Raw genomic sequence first — 18,251 nt, 5'->3', positions numbered from 1 at the left:
CATTTTTTCACGGAAGAAGTTCGTACAACCTGTACGGTCTGTACTTGTACGCACCCGTACGGAAAATCAAAACAAATTAAAACGCATCATCGTTTATATTTCGCATTTCCGTACGCCGTACGAACCGTACAGATTATTTGAAGTCCGTACAGATTTTTTGTACACCCCAAGAAGGAGCGTGATCTATGAAAGCTCAATACGGCATTTTAAGGTTCAAAAAGTACAAGGGGCCAGCAATCAGCCCCATCGAAGCCCACAATGAGCGCACCAAGGAGCAGTACGCCAGCAACCCGGACATCGACACGAGCCGGAGCCGCTACAACCTCCATCTGGTGCAGCCGCAGGGCAGGTACCGGGAAGAAGCCGACCGCATGATAGCCGCCGCCCACTGCCGTGTCCGCAAGGACAGCGTGAGGGTGGTGGAGGCACTCGTCACCGCCAGCCCGGAGTTTTTCAAGGACAAGACCAACCGGGAGATCAGGGCGTACTTTGCGTACGCCCTGAAATTTTTGGAGGGCAGACAGTGCACGGATACCTTTCTCTCTGCTGTTGTCCACATGGACGAGAAAACGCCCCACCTGCACCTCTGCTTCGTGCCCCTGACTGCTGACGGACGGCTGAGCGCCAAGGAGATCATCGGCAACCGCAAGAACCTTGTGAAGTGGCAGGACGAGTTCTGGCAGCACATGGTCAAGCAGTACCCGGAGCTGGAACGAGGCGAAAGCGCCAGCCAGACCGGACGGGAGCACATCCCGCCCCGCATCTTCAAGGAGATGACTCAACTGACCAAGCAGAAGGAGCAGTTGGATGCCCTGCTGGTGGGCATCACCCCCTTCAACGGCAAAAGCCGTGCGGCGGAGATTAGCAAGGTGCTGGACAGCTATATCCCGGCAGTGTCCAAAATGCGCACCGAACTGAACCGTTATCAGGTCGCCTTTACGGAGACCGCCGCCGAGAACAGACAACTGAAAAAGAAAAACAAGACGCTCTCTGCCTCGCTGGACAAAGCGAAGGAGGGGAGCGTCTTGAAGCGTCTGGGGGATGCCAAGCTGCGGCAGGACTATGAAGCCGCCCTGAAAACGCTGGACAGCATCCCGCCGGAGGTCATTCGATTCTATGAGAACCGCACGCAGGAATCTGTGGTGCGCCACGATAAGTAAGGAGCAACGCCTATGTGTAATAAAATGTACGAGAATGTGAAATCTTTGGATTATACGAAAAAATCCTTGCAGTCGGACTCTGATCCGGCTACAATGGAGGTGGTCACTCAAACCAATGCCGTCAAGTCTCCGACCAACAGCCCTAAAGCCCAGAAGCTGGTGTACACGGTAAAGGAGGTCGCGCAGATGCTGGCCATCAGCCAGCGTGCCGCCTACAACCTGTGCAACAGCACCACCGAGTTCCGTGTCCTGCGGGCAGGCGGAAGCATCCGCATCCCGAAAGACAGCTTCGATGCGTGGCTCTACCGGGCAGCTTGATAAGGAGGCAAATCTATGGCATATATCACGAAACGCGGCAGTTCTTACAGTGTCCGCTACACCTATCAGGATGAGCACGGCAAGAGCTGCGACAAATGGGAAAGCTTTCCCACCAAAGAGGAGGCGGTGAAACGCCAGAAACAGATCGAGCACGAGCTGGCGACCGGCAATTTCCTGATCCCGTCCACGGTGACGGTAGCAGAGTTCCTGATGGACTGGCTGCCCAAGCAGTGCAGCAAGCACAAGTGGACACCCAAGACCTACCAGTCCAATCTGGCGCTCATCCAGAACCTCATCATCCCTTATATCGGGGAGATGCAGATGCAGAAGCTGCGGCCTTACCACATCGAAGCCCTGTACGACACCCTGAGCAAGACCCCCTGCGGGCAGTATGTGGGCGGCAAGCGGCGAGACCTCTCGCCCAAGCAGCAGAAGCGCACCCTCTCCGGCACTACCCTCCATGAAGTCCACCAACTGCTGCACAATTCCTTTCTGCTGGCGGTGGAGTGGGGCATCCTCATCAAAAGTCCCGTCCCTGTGGAAGCCCCCAAAAAGACCACCCAAGAGCGCAGCATCTGGGAGGTGGAGGAGATGCGGGCAGCACTGGACAGCATGGAGGACCCCATCCTGCATCTGGCGGTGCACCTGACGCTGGTGGGTGCGCTGCGAGAAGGAGAGGTGGCAGGCCTGACCCCGGAGGACATCGACTTTGATGCTGCCAACGGCATGGGCACCTTCACCGTCACCCGTTCCATGCAGCGGGTGCAGAAGGACACGCTGGCACAGGTGGATAAGGGTTGCATCCTCCGCATCTTCCCGGACAAGCTGGAGGGCAGCAAGACCTCCCTCATTCTGAAGGACACCAAGACCGAGGCCTCCTGCCGTACCATCTTTATGACCGCTGCCCTGCGGGAGGAACTGAAGCAGTGGCTGGAACGGCTGAAGCGGGAAGAAGCCCTCGACCCGGAGCGGTACCGCAACAGCGGGATGCTGCTGCGGCTCCCCAACGGTCTGGCGGTGGAGCCGGTGCTTATCCGCAAGAAGTTCCTGAAATGGCAGGATGCACACCCGGAGTTCCCCCGCATCGTCTTTCACGGTCTGCGGCATTCCAGTGCCACCTACCAGTTGATGATCTCCGGCGGCGACATCAAGGCGGTGCAGGGGACCACAGGTCACGCCAGTGCGGATATGCTAGTGAACACCTACGCCCATATCCAGCAGTCCTCCCGTGTAGAGCTGGGCAAGAAGTTTGAAAGCGGCTTCTATGCCAAGCCCGACGCCCCCAGCCCGCAGGCTGTACCCGCCGCAGGCGAACCCACCATCTCCATGACGGCTCTTTTGGAATTGCTCAAGGATGCCGACCCGGAAATGAAGGCAAAGCTGCGCCTGGCACTGCTCACCTGATGCAAAAAAGGGCACTGACTGCAATGCAATCCAGCGCCCTACATAATCGGACATGGGAAACACCGACCGTGCAAAAACTGTGCAGAAACCGTGCACCCATGGCTTACAAAACAAAAAAGCCATGAAATCTTTCGATTCACAGCTTCCACGGTAGACATTCCTACGCGTTGGAACCCGCGGGCTAAGCAACAGCCCACTGGGCTGATTGCTTGCGGCGCTATGCGCCGCCGCCCTGTTCGAGCCCCTTCCATCGCGCAAACAAAAAAGAAAAACCAGTACACAATGTGTACTGGTTTTTCTTGGTGCGATGGAAGGGACTCGAACCCCCGGCCTACTGATTCGTAGGAACCGAATGGCACATTTTGTCCATTTCATCATTTGACGTTAAAACGTCATTTTAATCGAATCACCGTTATTTTGCCGTTGTTATTCTGTTGCATCCTTTGCATTGCTTGCACGCCTTTGCACCTGTTATCCATCCTTGCGATGTGCAGAAAATGTGCAAAAGTGTGCAGCGCCAAAATCAGCCCGGCAAAACAGGCTGTTTCGCACAGCCCCAAAAGCTGGATTTCAACGGTATTTATCGCGCATAATCTTCCAGTTTTATCCAGACAACAATCTTACATAACACATCGGTTCTATGGCAGGGTTTAGGACATCCGAACAGACACCGTTTGATATAGAAATGAGGTTCACCATGAACAAACTACTTTCCTGCCGCTTCAATATGGACACCAACCGGGTGGAAGCCCGGTTCGAGGATGGCACCACTCTTGCCATCGACTGCATCGCCGTCGAGGATGAGTGTGGCAACACCCCGGCACAGCGGGCAGAGCTGGACTGGCTGCTGTGTAATAAGCCCTTGGAGTACGCTCAGCTTGTGCTGGGAGGAGAGATGGAGCACTATCTCTCGCTGGGATGCGACCACGGCAGGCTGGAAGATTAAGTCCCTATAAAGAACACGATGCCCACCGACCTATGGTTTGCCATAAGCTGGTAGCATCGCTTCTTGTCCATAAGCAACTCGCTCTTTTCGGCTAACGCTTTTTTGTAAATGTTTCCCTTGCAGAATCTTTCCAGATTCTCTATAATAAGAAAGAGCTTTATAAATCTTCTTTCAAATGTTGAATCTGCTCTTGGAGGTGAGTAAGCCCATGACCGGCAGCGGCGCAAATAACCGTGATGTTAAAAAAATCAACCGCATCCGAACGATTCGCAGCATTTTTTCCTGCGACCGAATCTCGCAGCCGGAGCTTGCGGCAAAAGTCAACAACAGCTGGCCGACCGTATTGCAGAATGTCAAAGAACTGATGGCGATGGGACTGGTGCAGGAGGTCGGCACCTTTGAATCTACCGGTGGGCGCAAGGCGAGAGCATTTGCTCCCGTGCGGAATGCCAGACTTGCGGTCGGACTGGAGATCACCCAGAATCATGTCGGAGCAGTTCTGGTCGATCTGTCCGGTAACCTTCTCCACTATGAGCGTAAAAAGCGTCTTTATGAGCGGTCGGACACCTATGCGGAAATGCTTGCCGGAATCGTGCAGGGGCTGATTGAAAAAGAGGGCTGCCCGGTCGAAAAAATCTTGGGCGTCGGCATTTCGCTGCCCGGTATTCTGGACAAAGAGGGGCAGACATTGGTTTACTCTCATGCCTTGGGTCTGCGGAATGTTCCTACCGAAGAATTCAGCCGTTACATCCCGTTCTCCTGCCGGTTCATCAACGACGCGAACGCTGCCGGACTTGCTGAAGTGCGCGACCTCGAATCTCCCCGCAGCCTTGTCTACCTTTCTCTGAGCAACAGTGTCGGCGGTGCGATTCTGACCGGTGGAGCGCTCTATGGCGGCGACCATCTTCGTGCCGGAGAGTTCGGGCACAACACGCTCGTTCCCGATGGCCGCCCCTGCTACTGCGGAAAAAAGGGCTGTCTGGATGCCTATTGCTCTGCAAAAGTCCTCTCCCAGCTGACCGACGGAAATCTTGCACTATTCTTTGACGGGTTGCGCTCCGGCAATGCAGCTTTGCAAACGGCATGGAATGAATACCTTTCTTACCTTGCTGTAGCAGTCAATAATCTGCGCATGACCTTCGACTGTGATGTAATTGTTGGCGGCTACGTTGGCGGCTTTCTGGCAGAGTTTGGCGAACCGCTCCGGGAAATGCTGGTCGAGCGTAATACGTTTGAGCCGGACAGTTCCTACCTGAAGTTCAGCCGCTATAGGCTGGAAGCCTCTGCGCTGGGAGCCGCTCTGCTCCATATCGAAGCCTTTATTCAGAACCTATAAACCTTCCCATCGAGGACGGCACCTGCCGTCCTCGATTTTTTGCACAATTCCGCCGCTTTTTCCTTGTGCAGTTCTCCGAATCCGCGAAAAAGGGCTTGACTTTGGTTGTGCGGTGTGTTAATTTGTAGTCACATTCATAAACACTTTATAAAAGTCAATAAACAAATAAAAACGGAGGTCATCTTATGAAAGGCACAATGAAAGTTGCAGTCATGAACGGCATCGGCAAGATGGGCTACACCACCCGCCCGATCCCCACACCCAAAGAGGACGAAGTTCTTGTCAAGCTGGAATACGTTGGCATCTGCGGCAGCGATATGCACTACTATGAAACGGGTGCGATCGGCAATTATGTGGTCAAGCCACCGTTCGTGCTGGGCCACGAGCCGGGCGGCACAGTCGTGGAAGTTGGCAGTGCTGTCAAGCATCTGAAAGTTGGCGACCGCGTTGCGCTGGAGCCGGGCAAGACCTGCGGTCACTGCAAGTTCTGCCGTGAGGGCAAATACAACCTCTGCCCGGATGTTGTGTTCTTCGCTACCCCGCCGGTAGACGGTGTTTTTCAGGAGTATGTGGCACATGAAGCAAACCTCTGCTTCAAGCTACCGGACAACGTAAGCACCATGGAAGGTGCGCTGATCGAGCCTCTGGCCGTTGGTTTCCACGCCGCCAATCAGGGCGGTGCTCATGCCGGTCAGACTGCGGTGGTCATGGGTGCAGGCTGCATTGGTCTGGTCTCCATGATGGCGCTGAAAGCCGAGGGTGTTTCCCGTGTTTACGTTGTAGATATCATGCAGAAGCGTCTGGATAAGGCTCTTGAACTGGGTGCAGACGGTGTGATCAACAGCCGCGAAAAGGATGCTGTCCAGACGATTCTCGACCTGACCGATGGTCTGGGCTGCGACCTCGTTATCGAGACTGCTGGTACAGAAATCACTACCCGCCAGGCCATTGAGATGGCGCAGAAGGGCGCAAACATCGTTCTGGTTGGTTACTCCAAATCCGGCGAGATGACCCTGCCTATGAGCCTTGCACTGGATAAGGAACTGACCTTCAAGACCGTGTTCCGTTATCGCCACATTTACCCCATGGCGATTGATGCCGTTGCTTCCGGCAAAATCAATCTGAAGGGCATTGTGACCAACATCTTTGACTTTGACGACATCCAGAATGCCATGGACAAGAGCATTTCGGACAAGGCCAACATCGTCAAAGCAGTGGTGAAGATTGCGGAGGAAACGAAGGTATGAGCTTTCCGCAGGTTCTGACCGGTGTGGCGCACATTGGCATCCCAACAAATGATCTCGACAAGACCATTGTATTTTACAAGAAGCTGGGGTTTGTTTCTGCGCTGGAAACGGTGAACAAAGCCGCCGGGGAGCGCGTTGCGTTTCTTCAGCTTGGCGATCTGATGATCGAAACCTATGAAAACCATCGTGCGGCGGAAAAGGCCGGAGCAATCGACCATGTAGCTCTGGCAACGACCGATATCGAAGCCGCCTTTGCTGCGGCAAAAGAGGCAGGGATGCACCTGCTGCATTCCAGCATCCAGTCACTGCCGTTCTGGGAAAACGGTGTTCGCTTTTTCATGGTCGAAGGCCCGAATAAAGAGAGAATAGAGTTCTGCCAGAAATTATAAGCATCGCGTCAAGAGGAGAAAGGAGCGCGTCGTATGAGTTACACAGCAGAGCCGAAACAGCAGGATACGAACATCAAAGTCCCTCTGATCAGTAAAATCGCTTACGGCATGGGCGATGTGGGCTGCAACTTCAGCTGGATGTTCGTTGGCAACTTCTTGATGATTTTTTACACCGATGTCTGCGGCATCAGCATGGCGGTAGTGTCCCTCCTGATGCTGGTCTCCCGCTTCTGGGATGCCATCAATGACCCCGTGATCGGTTCGCTGAGCGACCGCACCCGTTCCCGCTGGGGACGCTACCGTCCATGGCTGTTGTTCGGCGCGCCGGCAACTGCTGTGGTGCTCGTGCTGACGTTCTGGGCGCACCCCACATGGTCAGACAGTGCTAAGAGCCTGTATATGTACATTACTTACTGTGTCCTGGTTCTGGGCTATACTTGCGTGAACATCCCTTATGGTACGCTCTGCGGCACCCTGACCCAGAACATCGAGGAGCGTGCGAAAATCAACACCTCTCGCTCCGTCTGTGCCATGATCGCCATCAATATCATCAACATCATCACCCTGCCTTTGATCTCTGCTTTTGGCGGTGATAATGCAGCACGGGGATATCTTCTGGTGACCGTCCTTTACGGCGGTATCTTCACCCTCTGTCACTGGTTCTGTTTTGCCAAAACCAAAGAGGTCGTCCAGCCCCCGGAGCGGAAAAAAGTCTCACTGAAAAAGCAGTTGGACGCAGCGCTTCAGAACAAGCCCTACCTGATTGCACTGGCGGGTCAGTTCCTGTTCGGTGTAACGCTGTATGGCCGCAATGCCGACCTGCTCTATTACTTCAAATATGTGGAAGGCAACGAGAATCTGTTTACCATCTACTCGATGATCCTGATCGTTCCCTCCATTCTGGGTGCTGCGGCATTCCCCTTCGTGTTTGAAAAGCTGGGCAACAAAGGGCACACCGCTTCCCTTTTCGCTGCCGGAACCGGCGTTTCCCTGATTGCGCTCTATTTCTTCAGTGCAGTTTCTTCTCCCATTCCGTTCTATACATTCGCTGCACTGTCCCAGTTCTTCTTCTGCGGATTCAATACCGCCATCTACGCCATCGTTCCCGACTGCGTGGAGTATGGCGAGTGGAAAACCGGTGTCCGCAACGATGGTTTCCAGTACGCATTCGTTTCACTGGGGAACAAACTGGGCATGGCGATTGGCACCTCTGCGCTGGCTGGTGTGCTGAGTGCATTGAGTTTTGCCCCCAATCAGGTGCAGAATGCTGCCGTGCAGAATGCGATGCACTATGCATTCTCGCTGCTTCCCGGTGTGCTGTGGCTGATAACAGCGATTGTCCTGTTCTTCTACCGAATCAGTAAGCGTTCGTATAACCAGATTATGTCCGAACTGAACGCTAAAAAAACAGGTTGAGGTGATACCATGTTTGATGTTGTAGCTTTGGGAGAAAGCCTGATCGACTTTACCCCGAACGGAACCAATGCACAGGGCATCGAATTGTTTGCCCGGAATCCCGGCGGTGCACCCGCCAATGTCCTTGCCATGAATGCCCGTCTGGGCGGCAAAACAGCATTCATCGGAAAAGTTGGCAAAGACGGATTTGGCGATTTTCTCCGCCAGACCCTTGTGGAAAGCAGCATTGATGTGTCCAGTCTGGTGATTGACGAAAAGATTCCCACGACCCTTGCCTTCGTACAGCTTGACAGCAAGGGAGACCGCTCCTTTACCTTTTACCGGAACCCCGGTGCCGATGTGATGCTGACTTCGGCAGAAGTCAACAGGAATCTGATCGACGATGCTGCCATCTTCCATTTCGGCTCTGTCTCTCTGACCGCCGACCCGAGCCGCACCGCCACGTTGGAAGCTGCGCGGTATGCACGGCAGCAGGGCAAGCTGGTCAGCTTTGACCCCAATTACCGTCCGCTTCTGTGGGAGCACCCAGCAGATGCCGTTGTCCAGATGCAGGAAGGTGTCAAGCTTGCGGATCTTCTGAAAGTTTCCGAGGAAGAAATGCAGCTTATCACAAACGAAAGCGACCTTGCCCGCGGCTCACAAGCCCTGCTCGAAATGGGGCCATCTCTTGTGCTGGTATCGCTGGGTGCAAAGGGTGCTTATTACCGGAACGCTGTGGGCGCAGGGCATCTTCCCACCTATGATGTGCCTACCGTGGACACGACGGGTGCAGGCGATGCTTTCATGGGCGCAATTCACTACCAGCTGCGGAGAAAAGCTGCGGAGGATTTGCGTACCCTCCCTGCATTTGAGCTTGAAGAAATCGTCCGCTTCGGCAATGCAGCGGGCAGTCTGACCACGACAAAGGGCGGCGCAATCCCTGCAATGCCCTCCATGGTGGAAATTCAGAACTGCATTGCCTCTATCCCACTGATGTAAAAGAAAGGATACCCTATGACAAAATTACAGATCAGAATGCGGCAGGTCGATCAGGTCAAGGACTTTGTAGATTTGCTGTCCAAATATCCCTATGAGATGGACTTAGTCTCCGGGCGATATACCATTGATGCCAAATCCCTGCTTGGCATTTACAGTCTCGACCTGAGCAATCCGCTTACCCTTGTGATTTATTCCGATTCCTGCGAAGAACTGCTGACACAGCTCCATGCGCTGCTCCCAGATTGCATCGTCTGATTTTCTACGCTTTTCTCCTTCTTCCATTTGCACCGTTCAATTCTGGTTCTCCTTCACCAGAATCGGGCGGTGTTTTGATTTGTATAAGTCCTACTATCACTGCTTTACTGCAATAAAATTTGCAAAACCATCTTGACGCTCGCCGCAATCCGTGATACCCTTTATCGCAAATCCCACCAATTTTGTAGAAAAGTACAGAGCGGCGAGGATTTATTCTCCATGAAGATTTTTACCGCCCCGCAACACACCCGATCTATTTTGCCGCCGTTTCACCCGACAAAATCATCGCTGCGCTGCGTGGGCGGTATTTTTCTTCTTCACAAATAAAATCTTATGTAGTTGTTCAATCTTCCAAAATTTGTTTTTGGTTGTTGACCGCACAACCGAAAAGTGTTATTCTTGTGCTTGAAAGAAGCAGGCTGTAGTGTCCGCACTGCGTCCGGCTTTCTTCATACTGTACCTTGAATCTTACATAAGCCGTCTGAACGAGATACTGCGCCATGACCTCACGCTTTCTGTGGGCGAGCCGGACAACGCCGCTGCAAAACAGGGGCAGGAACTGCGTTCGGTGTGAACGGTGACCATGAGCAGGGGCTTTGCTTTTTCACACGTTTTGCTCTGCAAAATTTTCAACGTGCATTGCGGTTCGACTTCTGAAATTTTCAGTGTTGCACGGAAAGGGCGAAAGCAAGTATCGACCTGTGGCCACAAATTTTCAATGCTTGAAAAATCGCTGTCCACTCAGTCATCCTTGTTGGGGAGTGCCTTCCCCAAACCCTGCTCTAGTTTCGCACCGTTGGTGCGAATGCGGCGTGTCGCATTACATAGCCCTCTCCATCCCGGAGCGGGCATTTATCATTTTCACAGGAGGTCGAATATGGCTGAAATGAAAAGTCCGAATGTACACGCAAAGAAGAACCGCAATGACACGCCGCGAAAACGAAAGACACACATCATCAAAGTCAGGGTGACCGCAGAAGAAAAACTGCGGATCGCATACGCCTGCAAAGAACTCCACCTCACCCAGTCCGAACTCGTCCGCCGCGTCCTGTACGGCGTGAACGTCAAGCACACCGTTGTGGTGGCGCAGGGCGGCGAGGATGCACTGGCGGCGCTTGCCGCCTTGTCTGCCCAGTGCAGCAAGGTAGGAAGCAACCTCAACCAGCTTGCACGGCATTTCAACTCTGGCGGCAAAGACACCGAGCAACTCCGGGCGCAAATTCTGGAGGAACTGTCCGCACTCACGAACTTTCGGCTGAAAGCCGAAGAAACGGTTGGTGAACTGTATGGCAACCATCAAGCATTTGACCTCGAAAAACTCTAACTATGCCGCCGCCGAAAGCTATCTCACCTTTCAGCACAACGAGTACACCGGTCTGCCCATTCTGGATGAGAAGGGCAGACCCAAGCTGCGGGATTCGTACCTGCTCGACACCCTTGAGTGCGGCGAATCTTCGTTTGCTATGGCCTGCCTGATTGCCAACCGCAAGTACGGCAAGAACGGCGGGCGGGAGGACGTGAAGACCCATCACTACATTGTGAGCTTCGACCCGAAGGACGCAGTAGAGAACGGCCTGACCATGGAGAAGGCACAAGCCCTTGGCTTGCAGTTCTGCAAGGACAACTTCCCCGGTCATCCCGCCATCGTCTGCACCCACCCGGACGGTCACAACAGTGCCGGGAACATCCACGTCCACATCGTCATCGGCAGCTTGCGTGTCCGCACCGTGGAACGGCAGCCTTTCATGGACAAGCCGTGCGACTGGGAAGCGGGCAAGAAGCACCGCTGCACTTCTGCCATACTCCGGCACCTTCGTGTCGCTGTCATGGAGATGTGCGAGCAAGCCGACCTGAACCAGATCAATTTGCTGGAAGCCCAAGGCGACCATGTTTCGGAGCGCGAGTATTGGGCGCAGCGGCGCGGACAACGCCGCCTCGACCATGCCAACGCCAAACTTGCCGCCGAAGGGCAGCAGCCCACCCAGACCGTCTACCAGACCGAGCTGGACAAGCTGCGAAAGCAGATCTACTCCGTGCTGAACAAGACCACCACCTTCGAGGAATTTTCTGCATTGCTCATGCAGGAACACGGCATCGCCGTGAAGGAAAGCCGAGGCCGGTTGAGCTACTGCCCGCCCGGCCGGACAAAGTTCATCACCGCCAAGAAACTGAGCAAGAAGCTGGAAAAGGAACAGGTGCTGACCACCCTCTCCCAGAACATCCAGCTTGCCGTCACCATCCAGCCCGCCAGCGAACAGAAGCCGGATAAGATCAGGAAACTGGTTGACATTCAGGCGAACGTTGCTGCGGGCAAGGGCATCGGCTATGAGCGTTGGGCGAAAAAGTTCAACCTCAAACGCTGGTCGCAGACCTTATGTCTCCTGCAGGAGAAGAAGCTGCTCAGCGAAGATGCCCTGCACCAGCGCATTGCCGAACTGCAAACCCAGCACGACGATGCACTGGCGGTGGTCAAAGACTTGGATGCCCGCATGGTCTCCCTCAAGGAGCTGCGCGGGCATCTTGTGGTCTATCGGCAGTACAAGCCCCTTGCGCAGAAGCTCCAGACTGTGCGGAATCCCGCCAAGTTCAAGGAGCAGCACCGTGCAGAGTTTGCTGTGTACGAGGCCGCTTGTGCCTATTTCAAGGCCAATGGGCTCAGGACGCTGCCGGACCTCAAAAAACTGGATGCCGAATACCAGACCCTTTCCTCGGAGAAAAACGGGTTCTACACCCGCTACAAGAAAGCGCAGATTGAACTGCGTGAACTCCGCACCGCACAACAGAACGTGGAAGCCTTCTTCCGCAAGGAAGAGCGCAGCCACGCCGTACCGCAGCAGGAGGTCAAATGAACAACACTCTGACGGATCGATGTGTGAATAAACCCAACCTCACCCACGCCCCTCACCGGGCTTCGTCCTTTCGCCTGTACCCCACCCATTGGGACGGAGGGTAGCACCGCTGTCTTTTCGGACGTAAAGAACGCCATCTCGACCCGGCAGGCAGCGGAGCTGTACGGCTTAGCCGTAAACCGAAACGGTATGATGTGCTGCCCCTTCCACGAGGATAAACACCCCAGCATGAAGGTAGACAGCCGTTTCCACTGTTTCGCCTGTCAGGCGGATGGCGATGTGATCGATTTTGTCGGCAGACTTTTTCAACTTTCTCCCTACAAGGCTGTGGAAAAGTTGAAGAACGATTTCGGCATGGCACTTGCCGACGGCAAGGTGCGTCTTGCTCCCCGCAGACCGCCCACCGTCCGGCAGCAGCTGCTGGACTATTACCGCTGTCTGCAGCGTTGGCGGGTCCGATATGCACCGCAGTCACCCACAGAAGAACTTCACCCCTGCTTCCTTGAAGCGATAAAGAACCTTGACATCGTTGAATATTATCTGGACTGTTCGGTGCTCCCGGACCCGCAGACCGAAAACGAGCTACGGAAGTATTGGGAGGGATTGCATGAGCGACTGGAAAAAGAGGAACGAAGATTGGCGTGATGAGGACGAACTGGAAGAAGAGGAAGAATGCGAATGCCCTTGGATAGACAGCAAGGGCAAAGTGCGTGAAACCGCTTACTGCCAGTACCTTTTAGAGAAGCACCCCATGATGTGCCTGAAACAGAAGCTGTTCGACCAGAACGGCGAGGTGGACGAGGACGCACTGCTCTACGAAGTCCACAGCGACCTCCGTGACTTTGTGCTCGACAACCTTGCCAAGAAGGAGAAGCAGGTTCTGGACGCACTCCGTATCGAAACCTATACCCCTGAATGGAAACCCCAGCTTGACCGCATCCATCTCCAGAACGGAACCTACTTTCTGGATGAGCGGGGCTTTGTGCCGGAAAAGGAGCTCTGCCTGAACCGGCTCCCCGTGGAATACCAGCCCGATGCCCCCGCACCGACCAAGTGGCTGGAATTTCTGGACGGTCTGCTCATCCCGGAGGACATTCTGACCTTGCAGGAATATCTCGGCTATCTTCTGATCCCGTCTACCAAGGCGCAGAAGATGCTGGTCATGACCGGCAAGGGCGGCGAGGGGAAGTCCCGCATCGGCTTGCTGCTGAAGAAGCTGTTCGGGGAAGCCTCTCACTCCGAATCCATCCTCCGCATCGAAACGAACCGCTTTGCCAGTGCAAATCTGGAGTATAAGCTGGTCATGGTCGATGACGATCTGAACATGGTGGCTTTGCCCGAAACACGGAACATCAAGTCCATCGTCACCGCCGAGGACCGTTTGTGCATCGAGCGGAAGAATAAGCAGGCCGTGCAAGGCTTGCTGTACGTTCGTTTCATCTGCTTCGGCAATGGCAACCTTGTGGCCGCTCACGATGACAGCGACGGCTTCTGGCGCAGACAGATTCTTATCACGGTGAAAGACCGTGACCCTGCCCGGGTGGATAATCCCTTCCTCATCGAAGAGTTGTCCGAGGAGCGTCCCGGCATCCTGCTGTGGATGCTGGAGGGGTTACACCGTCTGCTGGCGAACCGCTATCAGTTTACCATCAGCGAGCGCTCCATCCAGAACCTTGAAGCAGCCATGGCGGACAGCGACAACCTGACCCAGTTCATGCAGGCAACGGCGTATGTCCGCTTCAAGCCCGACACCGAGGAACGCTCCACCTATCTCTACCGCGCCTACACCAAGTGGTGCGAGGATAATCTGGAATCACCCGTTCCGCAAAAGAAGTTCAGCCAGTTCCTGCTGAAAAATGCAGGGAAGTATGGCCTGACCTTCTCCAAGCACATCGAGGGAAAGTACCGCGGCTTCCGGGGCGTATGCGTCCACCCCGCCTTTGCTGCGGCATAAAACACACGAAAAGTGAAAAACTCCCGCCCTACGCGCCCTAAAGCCATGGTTTTGACTTGTTATCGCTGTTTTCTCCGGGCGCGTATCTGCCCTTTCCGGGCGGATGCAGGGCGGCAACGCGCCCTTCGGGGCGGGAAAGAAACCCGGATGCGCCCCAAAAGGGCGCGTCCATCCCAGCCATGCGCCCTGTAAAATCCACGCAGAAAGGTACTTTTGTGTAGTTTGGGGCGCGTGGGGCGCGTAAATTCAAGTTCTCGCACTTTTTTGGGCTGCTGCTTCGGGTCAGGAGCGGCAGGCCCTTACATATTTACCGGCCCACAAGGGTGCAGCTCAACCGGAGCTGCACCGGGTCTGGAGAAGTGCAAAGGAGACATGCCTATGACGAATGTCCGCAAAAATTCCGCTAAACTGACCCGTGAGGACTTGAAAATCGCGCCCGAATCTCCTACAATGGAATTGTCCGAAACCCCTGCCGTAGAACCTTCTGACCAGACCAGAAAAACTGTCCGACACGCCCCGCTCGTTTACCGGGTGGAGGAGATCGCCCAACTGTTGGCGATCTCCAACCGTGCTGCGTACAATCTGTGCAACACCACGAAAGATTTCAAGGTGATCCGCCTCGGTACCAGCATCCGGGTAAGCAAGCAGAGCTTCGATGATTGGTTTGCAGCGGTCTGAGGGAGGGAACATCTATGGCATCTATTATGAAACGTGGCAACACGTATTCCGTCCGATACAACTACAAAGATCATGCTGGCAAGCCCTGCAAGGGCTGGGAAACCTTCAAGACCAAGGCCGAAGCGCAGGAGCGCAATATCACGGTGGAGAAGGAACTGCTGGACGGCACCTTCCTCGTGCCCGACACCATGACGGTCGAGGAGATGCTGTACAAGTGGATCCCCATTCAGTCCAGCAAACACAAGTGGTCTCCCAAGACCTACACCCAATCTGTGGCGATGGTGCAGAACCTCATCGTGCCGTATATCGGAAAGCGGAAGGTGCAAGACCTCCGCACCTACGACATTGAGCAGTTCTACGCCACCCTGAGCCAGACCCCTTGCGGCCAGTACGTTCACGGCGAAAAGCAGGAGCTGACGGAAAATCAGAAGAAACGGCTGTTATCCAGCACGTCCATTCACGAAGTCCACACGCTCCTGAAGACCGCCTTTTCGTATGCCGTTGACTGGGATCTGATTCACAAATCGCCTACTCCCCGTGAAGCCCCCAAGATCAACACCGAAGAACGCACCATCTGGGATGAGCGCACCATGTTGGCGGCGCTGCAGACCATTGAGAACCCCGCTCTGCATCTGGCGGTGCACATGAGCATGATTCTCTCCTTGCGAGAGGGTGAGATCCTCGGCTTGCAGCCGGGAGACCTCGACTTTGATGCAGCAGACGGACGGGGAACCATCTCGGTGAACAAAGCCCTGCAGCGTGCCGACAAGGTCGCCTTGTCCAAGATTGATCCTACCCAGATCTACCACACCTTCCCGGACAGACGGGAGGGGAGCAAGTCCTCGCTGATCCTCAAGCGGACCAAGACCAAAAAGTCCAACCGCATCCTGTACATGACCAAGCCCTTGAAAGAGGAGCTTCTGGCATGGCTGGAAAAGATGAAGCAGGACGAGCAAAGCGCCCCGGAAAAGTACAGCAACTGCGGTCAGCTGTTCCGCTTACCAGACGGCTTACCCATTGCCCCGGACGTTCTGACCAAGTGGTACCGTATGTGGAGGGCGGAGCACCCGGAGTTTGAGAAGATCGTGTTCCACGGTCTGCGCCACTCCAGTGCCACCTACCAGCTGCTGCAGTCTGGCGGTGACTTCAAGTCGGTGCAGGGCAACACCGGCCATGCAACCGCCACCGTCCTGATGGACACCTACGCTCACACGCAGGACAAGCCCCGGTTGGAGTTGACCGAGAAGATTGAAGCCGACTTCTACTCGCAGGACGTAGCAGGTGCAAAGCCGCAGGAACCCCCGGAAAACAAAACGCCGGTGGCAACAAAAATCACGGGTAAAATGATTCTTGAAGCCATCCGGCAGATGGACGCAGAGGAACGCCGCGAGCTGACGCGGGTACTCTTCGCGTAAAAGATTCTTTTTTGTGCAGCAAAATACACGCTGTGCAAGCGATGCAAAGAGTTCATGGCTTTTTTGTAAAGTGTGCAGGAGATGTGCAAAAGTGTGCAGACTCTGCCAGAAAAACAAAAAAGCCATGAAATCTTTCGATTTCACGGCATTTTCTGGTGCGATGGAAGGGACTCGAACCCCCGGCCTACTGATTCGTAGAGGGCCTTTATATGAGTTTTGGTGTTTTTGGTCATTGCAGTTTATATAGATTCATCGTTGTTTTTGTGCTTGTTCGTGCATTGTCGTTTCACTTCTTTTCGATTCGACAAGGCACAAATAAGGCACATTCCAGAGGGTGCATCATCCCATAAAACGGACACCATGAGAAAAGCAAAAAGTTGACGGCTCACGAGGGCGGCAGAAACGCCCCTGTGGGCCGTCTTTTGTTATGCGTGTGACTTTTCCTTGATACGGCTGAAAACGTCCGTCAGCGCGTCCGCTGCCGCCGCATCGCTGGAACGAATGAACCCGGCGTAAATGTCCGTGGTGGTGCTGGTCTTTGCGTGGCCCAGTCTGCCCGAAACCGTTGTAACCGGCACATGAGCCGCTATCAGCAAGCTGGCGTTGGTGTGGCGCAGGCTGTGGAAGTGAACCGCCGGGAGATCATGGGCGGCCAGAAAGCCCGGAAACCAGCTTGTAACCGCATTGGGGTCGAACGGCTGACCATTCCAGCGGGTAAATAGCAGGTCATTGTCCACCGTCTTGCCGTTCTCGATCTCCACCCGGCGCACCCACTCGGAGCCGACCTTGAACCGTTCGGCCTTTTGGTGCTGGCGGTACTCCCGCAGCAGCTGCACACACTCCGGGCCTATCTTGATGCACCGCCGGGAGCGCTTTGTCTTGGGTGCCGTGAACACTGTGCCGCGCCCGGCAATGTTCTGCACCGTCCTGTTGATGGAGATCACACCCGCGTCAAGGTCAATGTCCGACCAGCGCAAGGCACATATCTCGCCCCGGCGGGCACCTGTGAGCAAGGCCAGCTGTGTGATAACGCTGTACTGTGCTGGCGCGTCCTGCAGGGCTTCCAGCAGCTTGGCAACGTCCTCTTCCTGTAAGGCTTCCACTTCGATTTCTGCCGCTTTGGGGGCTTCTGTGCGCCGACAGGGGTTTTCATCGATCAGCTGCCACTTGACCGCCTTTTCAAACACGCTGGACAAAAAGCGGTGATAGTGCAGCTGCGTGTTGCCGCCCAGCTTACCGCCCGCCCTGACCTTCTCGGTAAAGGCTTTGGACAGGGGCAGCCCGGCGGCATCGGCCACCTTCTCGGCGGTCTTATGGCTAACCGGCTTGCCGCTACACAACCCCCGCATGGTTTCCTCGCCCACCCCGGCGGTTTCCCGGATCCTTGCCCGCTGGCCTTTCGGCAGCAGCTTCAGCAGCGCAGCCGTTGCCGTATAGGTGGAATCTTGCCGCACTCCGTCCTCGGACAGGTTCGCATAGAACGCCATGAGGTGCGCCGGGCGTATCTGGTTGACCTTCATGTGCCCCAGAGCCGCAGACACACGCGGCACCAGCTTTCTGTATTCGGTGGCCGTCTTGGGCTTCAGCTGGCGGTCTGCGTACTCGGTGAACCACTTTTCTATCAGGTCATCCAGCTTCATGGACGCTTCCAGAGAAATGCCGCTGTGCACTTCCTGTTCAAAGGCATCTGCCTGACGCTGCAATTCCTTTTCCAGCTTTTTCCCGGTCAAGCCCGGCGGGGGAGTGAAGGTGCGGTTGACCAGCACCTGACGGCCCTGCCGATCATAGCCGTTGGAAACCCGGATGCAGTAGGAGCAGGTGCCGTCCTTTTTTGTGCGCTTTATGATTTTCGCCATCTGTCACCCCTCCTTTGTGGGCATGGTCTTTTGTGCATTTTGTCCCCGGC

At 54.9% G+C, this 18,251-nt stretch carries 17 protein-coding genes; 16 read left to right on the top strand and 1 reads right to left on the bottom strand.

Annotation, left to right across the window (positions count from 1 at the left end; all coding sequences use genetic code 11):
• Nucleotides 1–185: 185 nt before the first annotated feature.
• The 16 genes from mobV to ACT8X9_RS05035 all read left to right on the top strand — a co-directional run bounded on the left by mobV (nt 186) and on the right by ACT8X9_RS05035 (nt 16,345).
• The gene (mobV, locus tag ACT8X9_RS05110) at nt 186–1,160 is read left to right on the top strand and encodes a MobV family relaxase (RefSeq protein WP_444268323.1); all 975 of its coding nucleotides are present in this window, start codon (nt 186–188) and stop codon (nt 1,158–1,160) included.
• A gap of 24 nt (nt 1,161–1,184) precedes the next feature.
• Nucleotides 1,185–1,478 carry a helix-turn-helix domain-containing protein gene (locus tag ACT8X9_RS05105; RefSeq protein WP_154260269.1) on the top strand — a complete coding sequence of 98 codons (294 nt, stop codon included), beginning with the start codon at nt 1,185–1,187 and terminating at the stop codon, nt 1,476–1,478.
• Nucleotides 1,479–1,493: 15 nt separating this feature from the next.
• A complete protein-coding gene (locus tag ACT8X9_RS05100) occupies nt 1,494–2,882 on the top strand; it encodes a site-specific integrase (protein ID WP_444268322.1) in 1,389 nt (462 codons plus the stop codon).
• Between the two features lie 697 nt (nt 2,883–3,579).
• Nucleotides 3,580–3,828 (top strand): DUF6061 family protein, encoded by a 249-nt coding sequence (locus ACT8X9_RS05095; protein WP_444268321.1) that lies wholly within the window; start codon nt 3,580–3,582, stop codon nt 3,826–3,828.
• 208 nt (nt 3,829–4,036) lie between these two features.
• Nucleotides 4,037–5,164, top strand: a complete 1,128-nt coding sequence (locus tag ACT8X9_RS05090) for an ROK family transcriptional regulator (protein WP_044953544.1) — start codon at nt 4,037–4,039, stop codon at nt 5,162–5,164.
• Nucleotides 5,165–5,349: 185 nt separating this feature from the next.
• Complete coding sequence (locus tag ACT8X9_RS05085; RefSeq protein ID WP_005940978.1) at nt 5,350–6,411, top strand: NAD(P)-dependent alcohol dehydrogenase; 1,062 nt, start codon at nt 5,350–5,352, stop codon at nt 6,409–6,411.
• Nucleotides 6,408–6,800 (top strand): VOC family protein, encoded by a 393-nt coding sequence (locus tag ACT8X9_RS05080; RefSeq protein ID WP_097791228.1) that lies wholly within the window; start codon nt 6,408–6,410, stop codon nt 6,798–6,800. The genes ACT8X9_RS05085 and ACT8X9_RS05080 overlap by 4 nt, the downstream gene beginning before the upstream one ends.
• Before the next feature lie 33 nt (nt 6,801–6,833).
• Nucleotides 6,834–8,216, top strand: coding sequence for an MFS transporter (locus tag ACT8X9_RS05075; RefSeq protein ID WP_444268320.1), 1,383 nt, complete (start codon nt 6,834–6,836; stop codon nt 8,214–8,216).
• Nucleotides 8,217–8,225: 9 nt separating this feature from the next.
• A complete protein-coding gene (locus tag ACT8X9_RS05070; RefSeq protein WP_444268319.1) occupies nt 8,226–9,194 on the top strand; it encodes a carbohydrate kinase family protein in 969 nt (322 codons plus the stop codon).
• 15 nt (nt 9,195–9,209) lie between these two features.
• The gene (locus ACT8X9_RS05065; RefSeq protein WP_015564590.1) at nt 9,210–9,449 is read left to right on the top strand and encodes an HPr family phosphocarrier protein; all 240 of its coding nucleotides are present in this window, start codon (nt 9,210–9,212) and stop codon (nt 9,447–9,449) included.
• Between the two features lie 877 nt (nt 9,450–10,326).
• On the top strand, nt 10,327–10,773 hold the full coding sequence (locus tag ACT8X9_RS05060) for a plasmid mobilization protein (protein WP_117535524.1): 447 nt from the start codon (nt 10,327–10,329) through the stop codon (nt 10,771–10,773).
• Entirely contained in the window at nt 10,736–12,298 is a 1,563-nt protein-coding gene (locus ACT8X9_RS05055; protein ID WP_444268318.1) for a relaxase/mobilization nuclease domain-containing protein, read from the top strand. Before ACT8X9_RS05060 ends, ACT8X9_RS05055 begins: the two co-directional genes overlap by 38 nt.
• Nucleotides 12,299–12,487: 189 nt before the next feature.
• Nucleotides 12,488–12,943 carry a CHC2 zinc finger domain-containing protein gene (locus ACT8X9_RS05050; protein WP_444268317.1) on the top strand — a complete coding sequence of 152 codons (456 nt, stop codon included), beginning with the start codon at nt 12,488–12,490 and terminating at the stop codon, nt 12,941–12,943.
• The gene (locus ACT8X9_RS05045) at nt 12,906–14,252 is read left to right on the top strand and encodes a DNA primase family protein (RefSeq protein ID WP_444268316.1); all 1,347 of its coding nucleotides are present in this window, start codon (nt 12,906–12,908) and stop codon (nt 14,250–14,252) included. The genes ACT8X9_RS05050 and ACT8X9_RS05045 overlap by 38 nt, the downstream gene beginning before the upstream one ends.
• A gap of 372 nt (nt 14,253–14,624) precedes the next feature.
• Entirely contained in the window at nt 14,625–14,930 is a 306-nt protein-coding gene (locus ACT8X9_RS05040) for a helix-turn-helix domain-containing protein (RefSeq protein ID WP_113991784.1), read from the top strand.
• A 14-nt stretch (nt 14,931–14,944) separates the two neighbouring features.
• Nucleotides 14,945–16,345, top strand: coding sequence for a site-specific integrase (locus ACT8X9_RS05035; RefSeq protein ID WP_444268315.1), 1,401 nt, complete (start codon nt 14,945–14,947; stop codon nt 16,343–16,345).
• 425 nt (nt 16,346–16,770) lie between these two features.
• On the opposite strand, the gene ACT8X9_RS05030 is transcribed toward ACT8X9_RS05035, so the two are convergent.
• A complete protein-coding gene (locus ACT8X9_RS05030) occupies nt 16,771–18,201 on the bottom strand; it encodes a site-specific integrase (RefSeq protein WP_444268314.1) in 1,431 nt (476 codons plus the stop codon).
• Nucleotides 18,202–18,251 lie beyond the last annotated feature (50 nt).

The organism is Faecalibacterium sp., from assembly GCF_052358865.1.
Lineage (GTDB): Bacteria > Bacillota > Clostridia > Oscillospirales > Ruminococcaceae > Faecalibacterium > Faecalibacterium butyricigenerans.
The sequence above is the reverse complement of the archived record's forward strand: the minus strand, read 5'-3'. Positions and strand labels throughout refer to the sequence as shown.

Coding starts and splice junctions, on each gene's coding strand:
- mobV (WP_444268323.1), top strand. CDS start 186: ATGAAAGCTCAATACGGCATTTTAAGGTTCAAAAAGTACAAGGGGCCA.
- ACT8X9_RS05105 (WP_154260269.1), top strand. CDS start 1,185: ATGTACGAGAATGTGAAATCTTTGGATTATACGAAAAAATCCTTGCAG.
- ACT8X9_RS05100 (WP_444268322.1), top strand. CDS start 1,494: ATGGCATATATCACGAAACGCGGCAGTTCTTACAGTGTCCGCTACACC.
- ACT8X9_RS05095 (WP_444268321.1), top strand. CDS start 3,580: ATGAACAAACTACTTTCCTGCCGCTTCAATATGGACACCAACCGGGTG.
- ACT8X9_RS05090 (WP_044953544.1), top strand. CDS start 4,037: ATGACCGGCAGCGGCGCAAATAACCGTGATGTTAAAAAAATCAACCGC.
- ACT8X9_RS05085 (WP_005940978.1), top strand. CDS start 5,350: ATGAAAGGCACAATGAAAGTTGCAGTCATGAACGGCATCGGCAAGATG.
- ACT8X9_RS05080 (WP_097791228.1), top strand. CDS start 6,408: ATGAGCTTTCCGCAGGTTCTGACCGGTGTGGCGCACATTGGCATCCCA.
- ACT8X9_RS05075 (WP_444268320.1), top strand. CDS start 6,834: ATGAGTTACACAGCAGAGCCGAAACAGCAGGATACGAACATCAAAGTC.
- ACT8X9_RS05070 (WP_444268319.1), top strand. CDS start 8,226: ATGTTTGATGTTGTAGCTTTGGGAGAAAGCCTGATCGACTTTACCCCG.
- ACT8X9_RS05065 (WP_015564590.1), top strand. CDS start 9,210: ATGACAAAATTACAGATCAGAATGCGGCAGGTCGATCAGGTCAAGGAC.
- ACT8X9_RS05060 (WP_117535524.1), top strand. CDS start 10,327: ATGGCTGAAATGAAAAGTCCGAATGTACACGCAAAGAAGAACCGCAAT.
- ACT8X9_RS05055 (WP_444268318.1), top strand. CDS start 10,736: ATGGCAACCATCAAGCATTTGACCTCGAAAAACTCTAACTATGCCGCC.
- ACT8X9_RS05050 (WP_444268317.1), top strand. CDS start 12,488: ATGATGTGCTGCCCCTTCCACGAGGATAAACACCCCAGCATGAAGGTA.
- ACT8X9_RS05045 (WP_444268316.1), top strand. CDS start 12,906: ATGAGCGACTGGAAAAAGAGGAACGAAGATTGGCGTGATGAGGACGAA.
- ACT8X9_RS05040 (WP_113991784.1), top strand. CDS start 14,625: ATGCCTATGACGAATGTCCGCAAAAATTCCGCTAAACTGACCCGTGAG.
- ACT8X9_RS05035 (WP_444268315.1), top strand. CDS start 14,945: ATGGCATCTATTATGAAACGTGGCAACACGTATTCCGTCCGATACAAC.
- ACT8X9_RS05030 (WP_444268314.1), bottom strand. CDS start 18,201: ATGGCGAAAATCATAAAGCGCACAAAAAAGGACGGCACCTGCTCCTAC.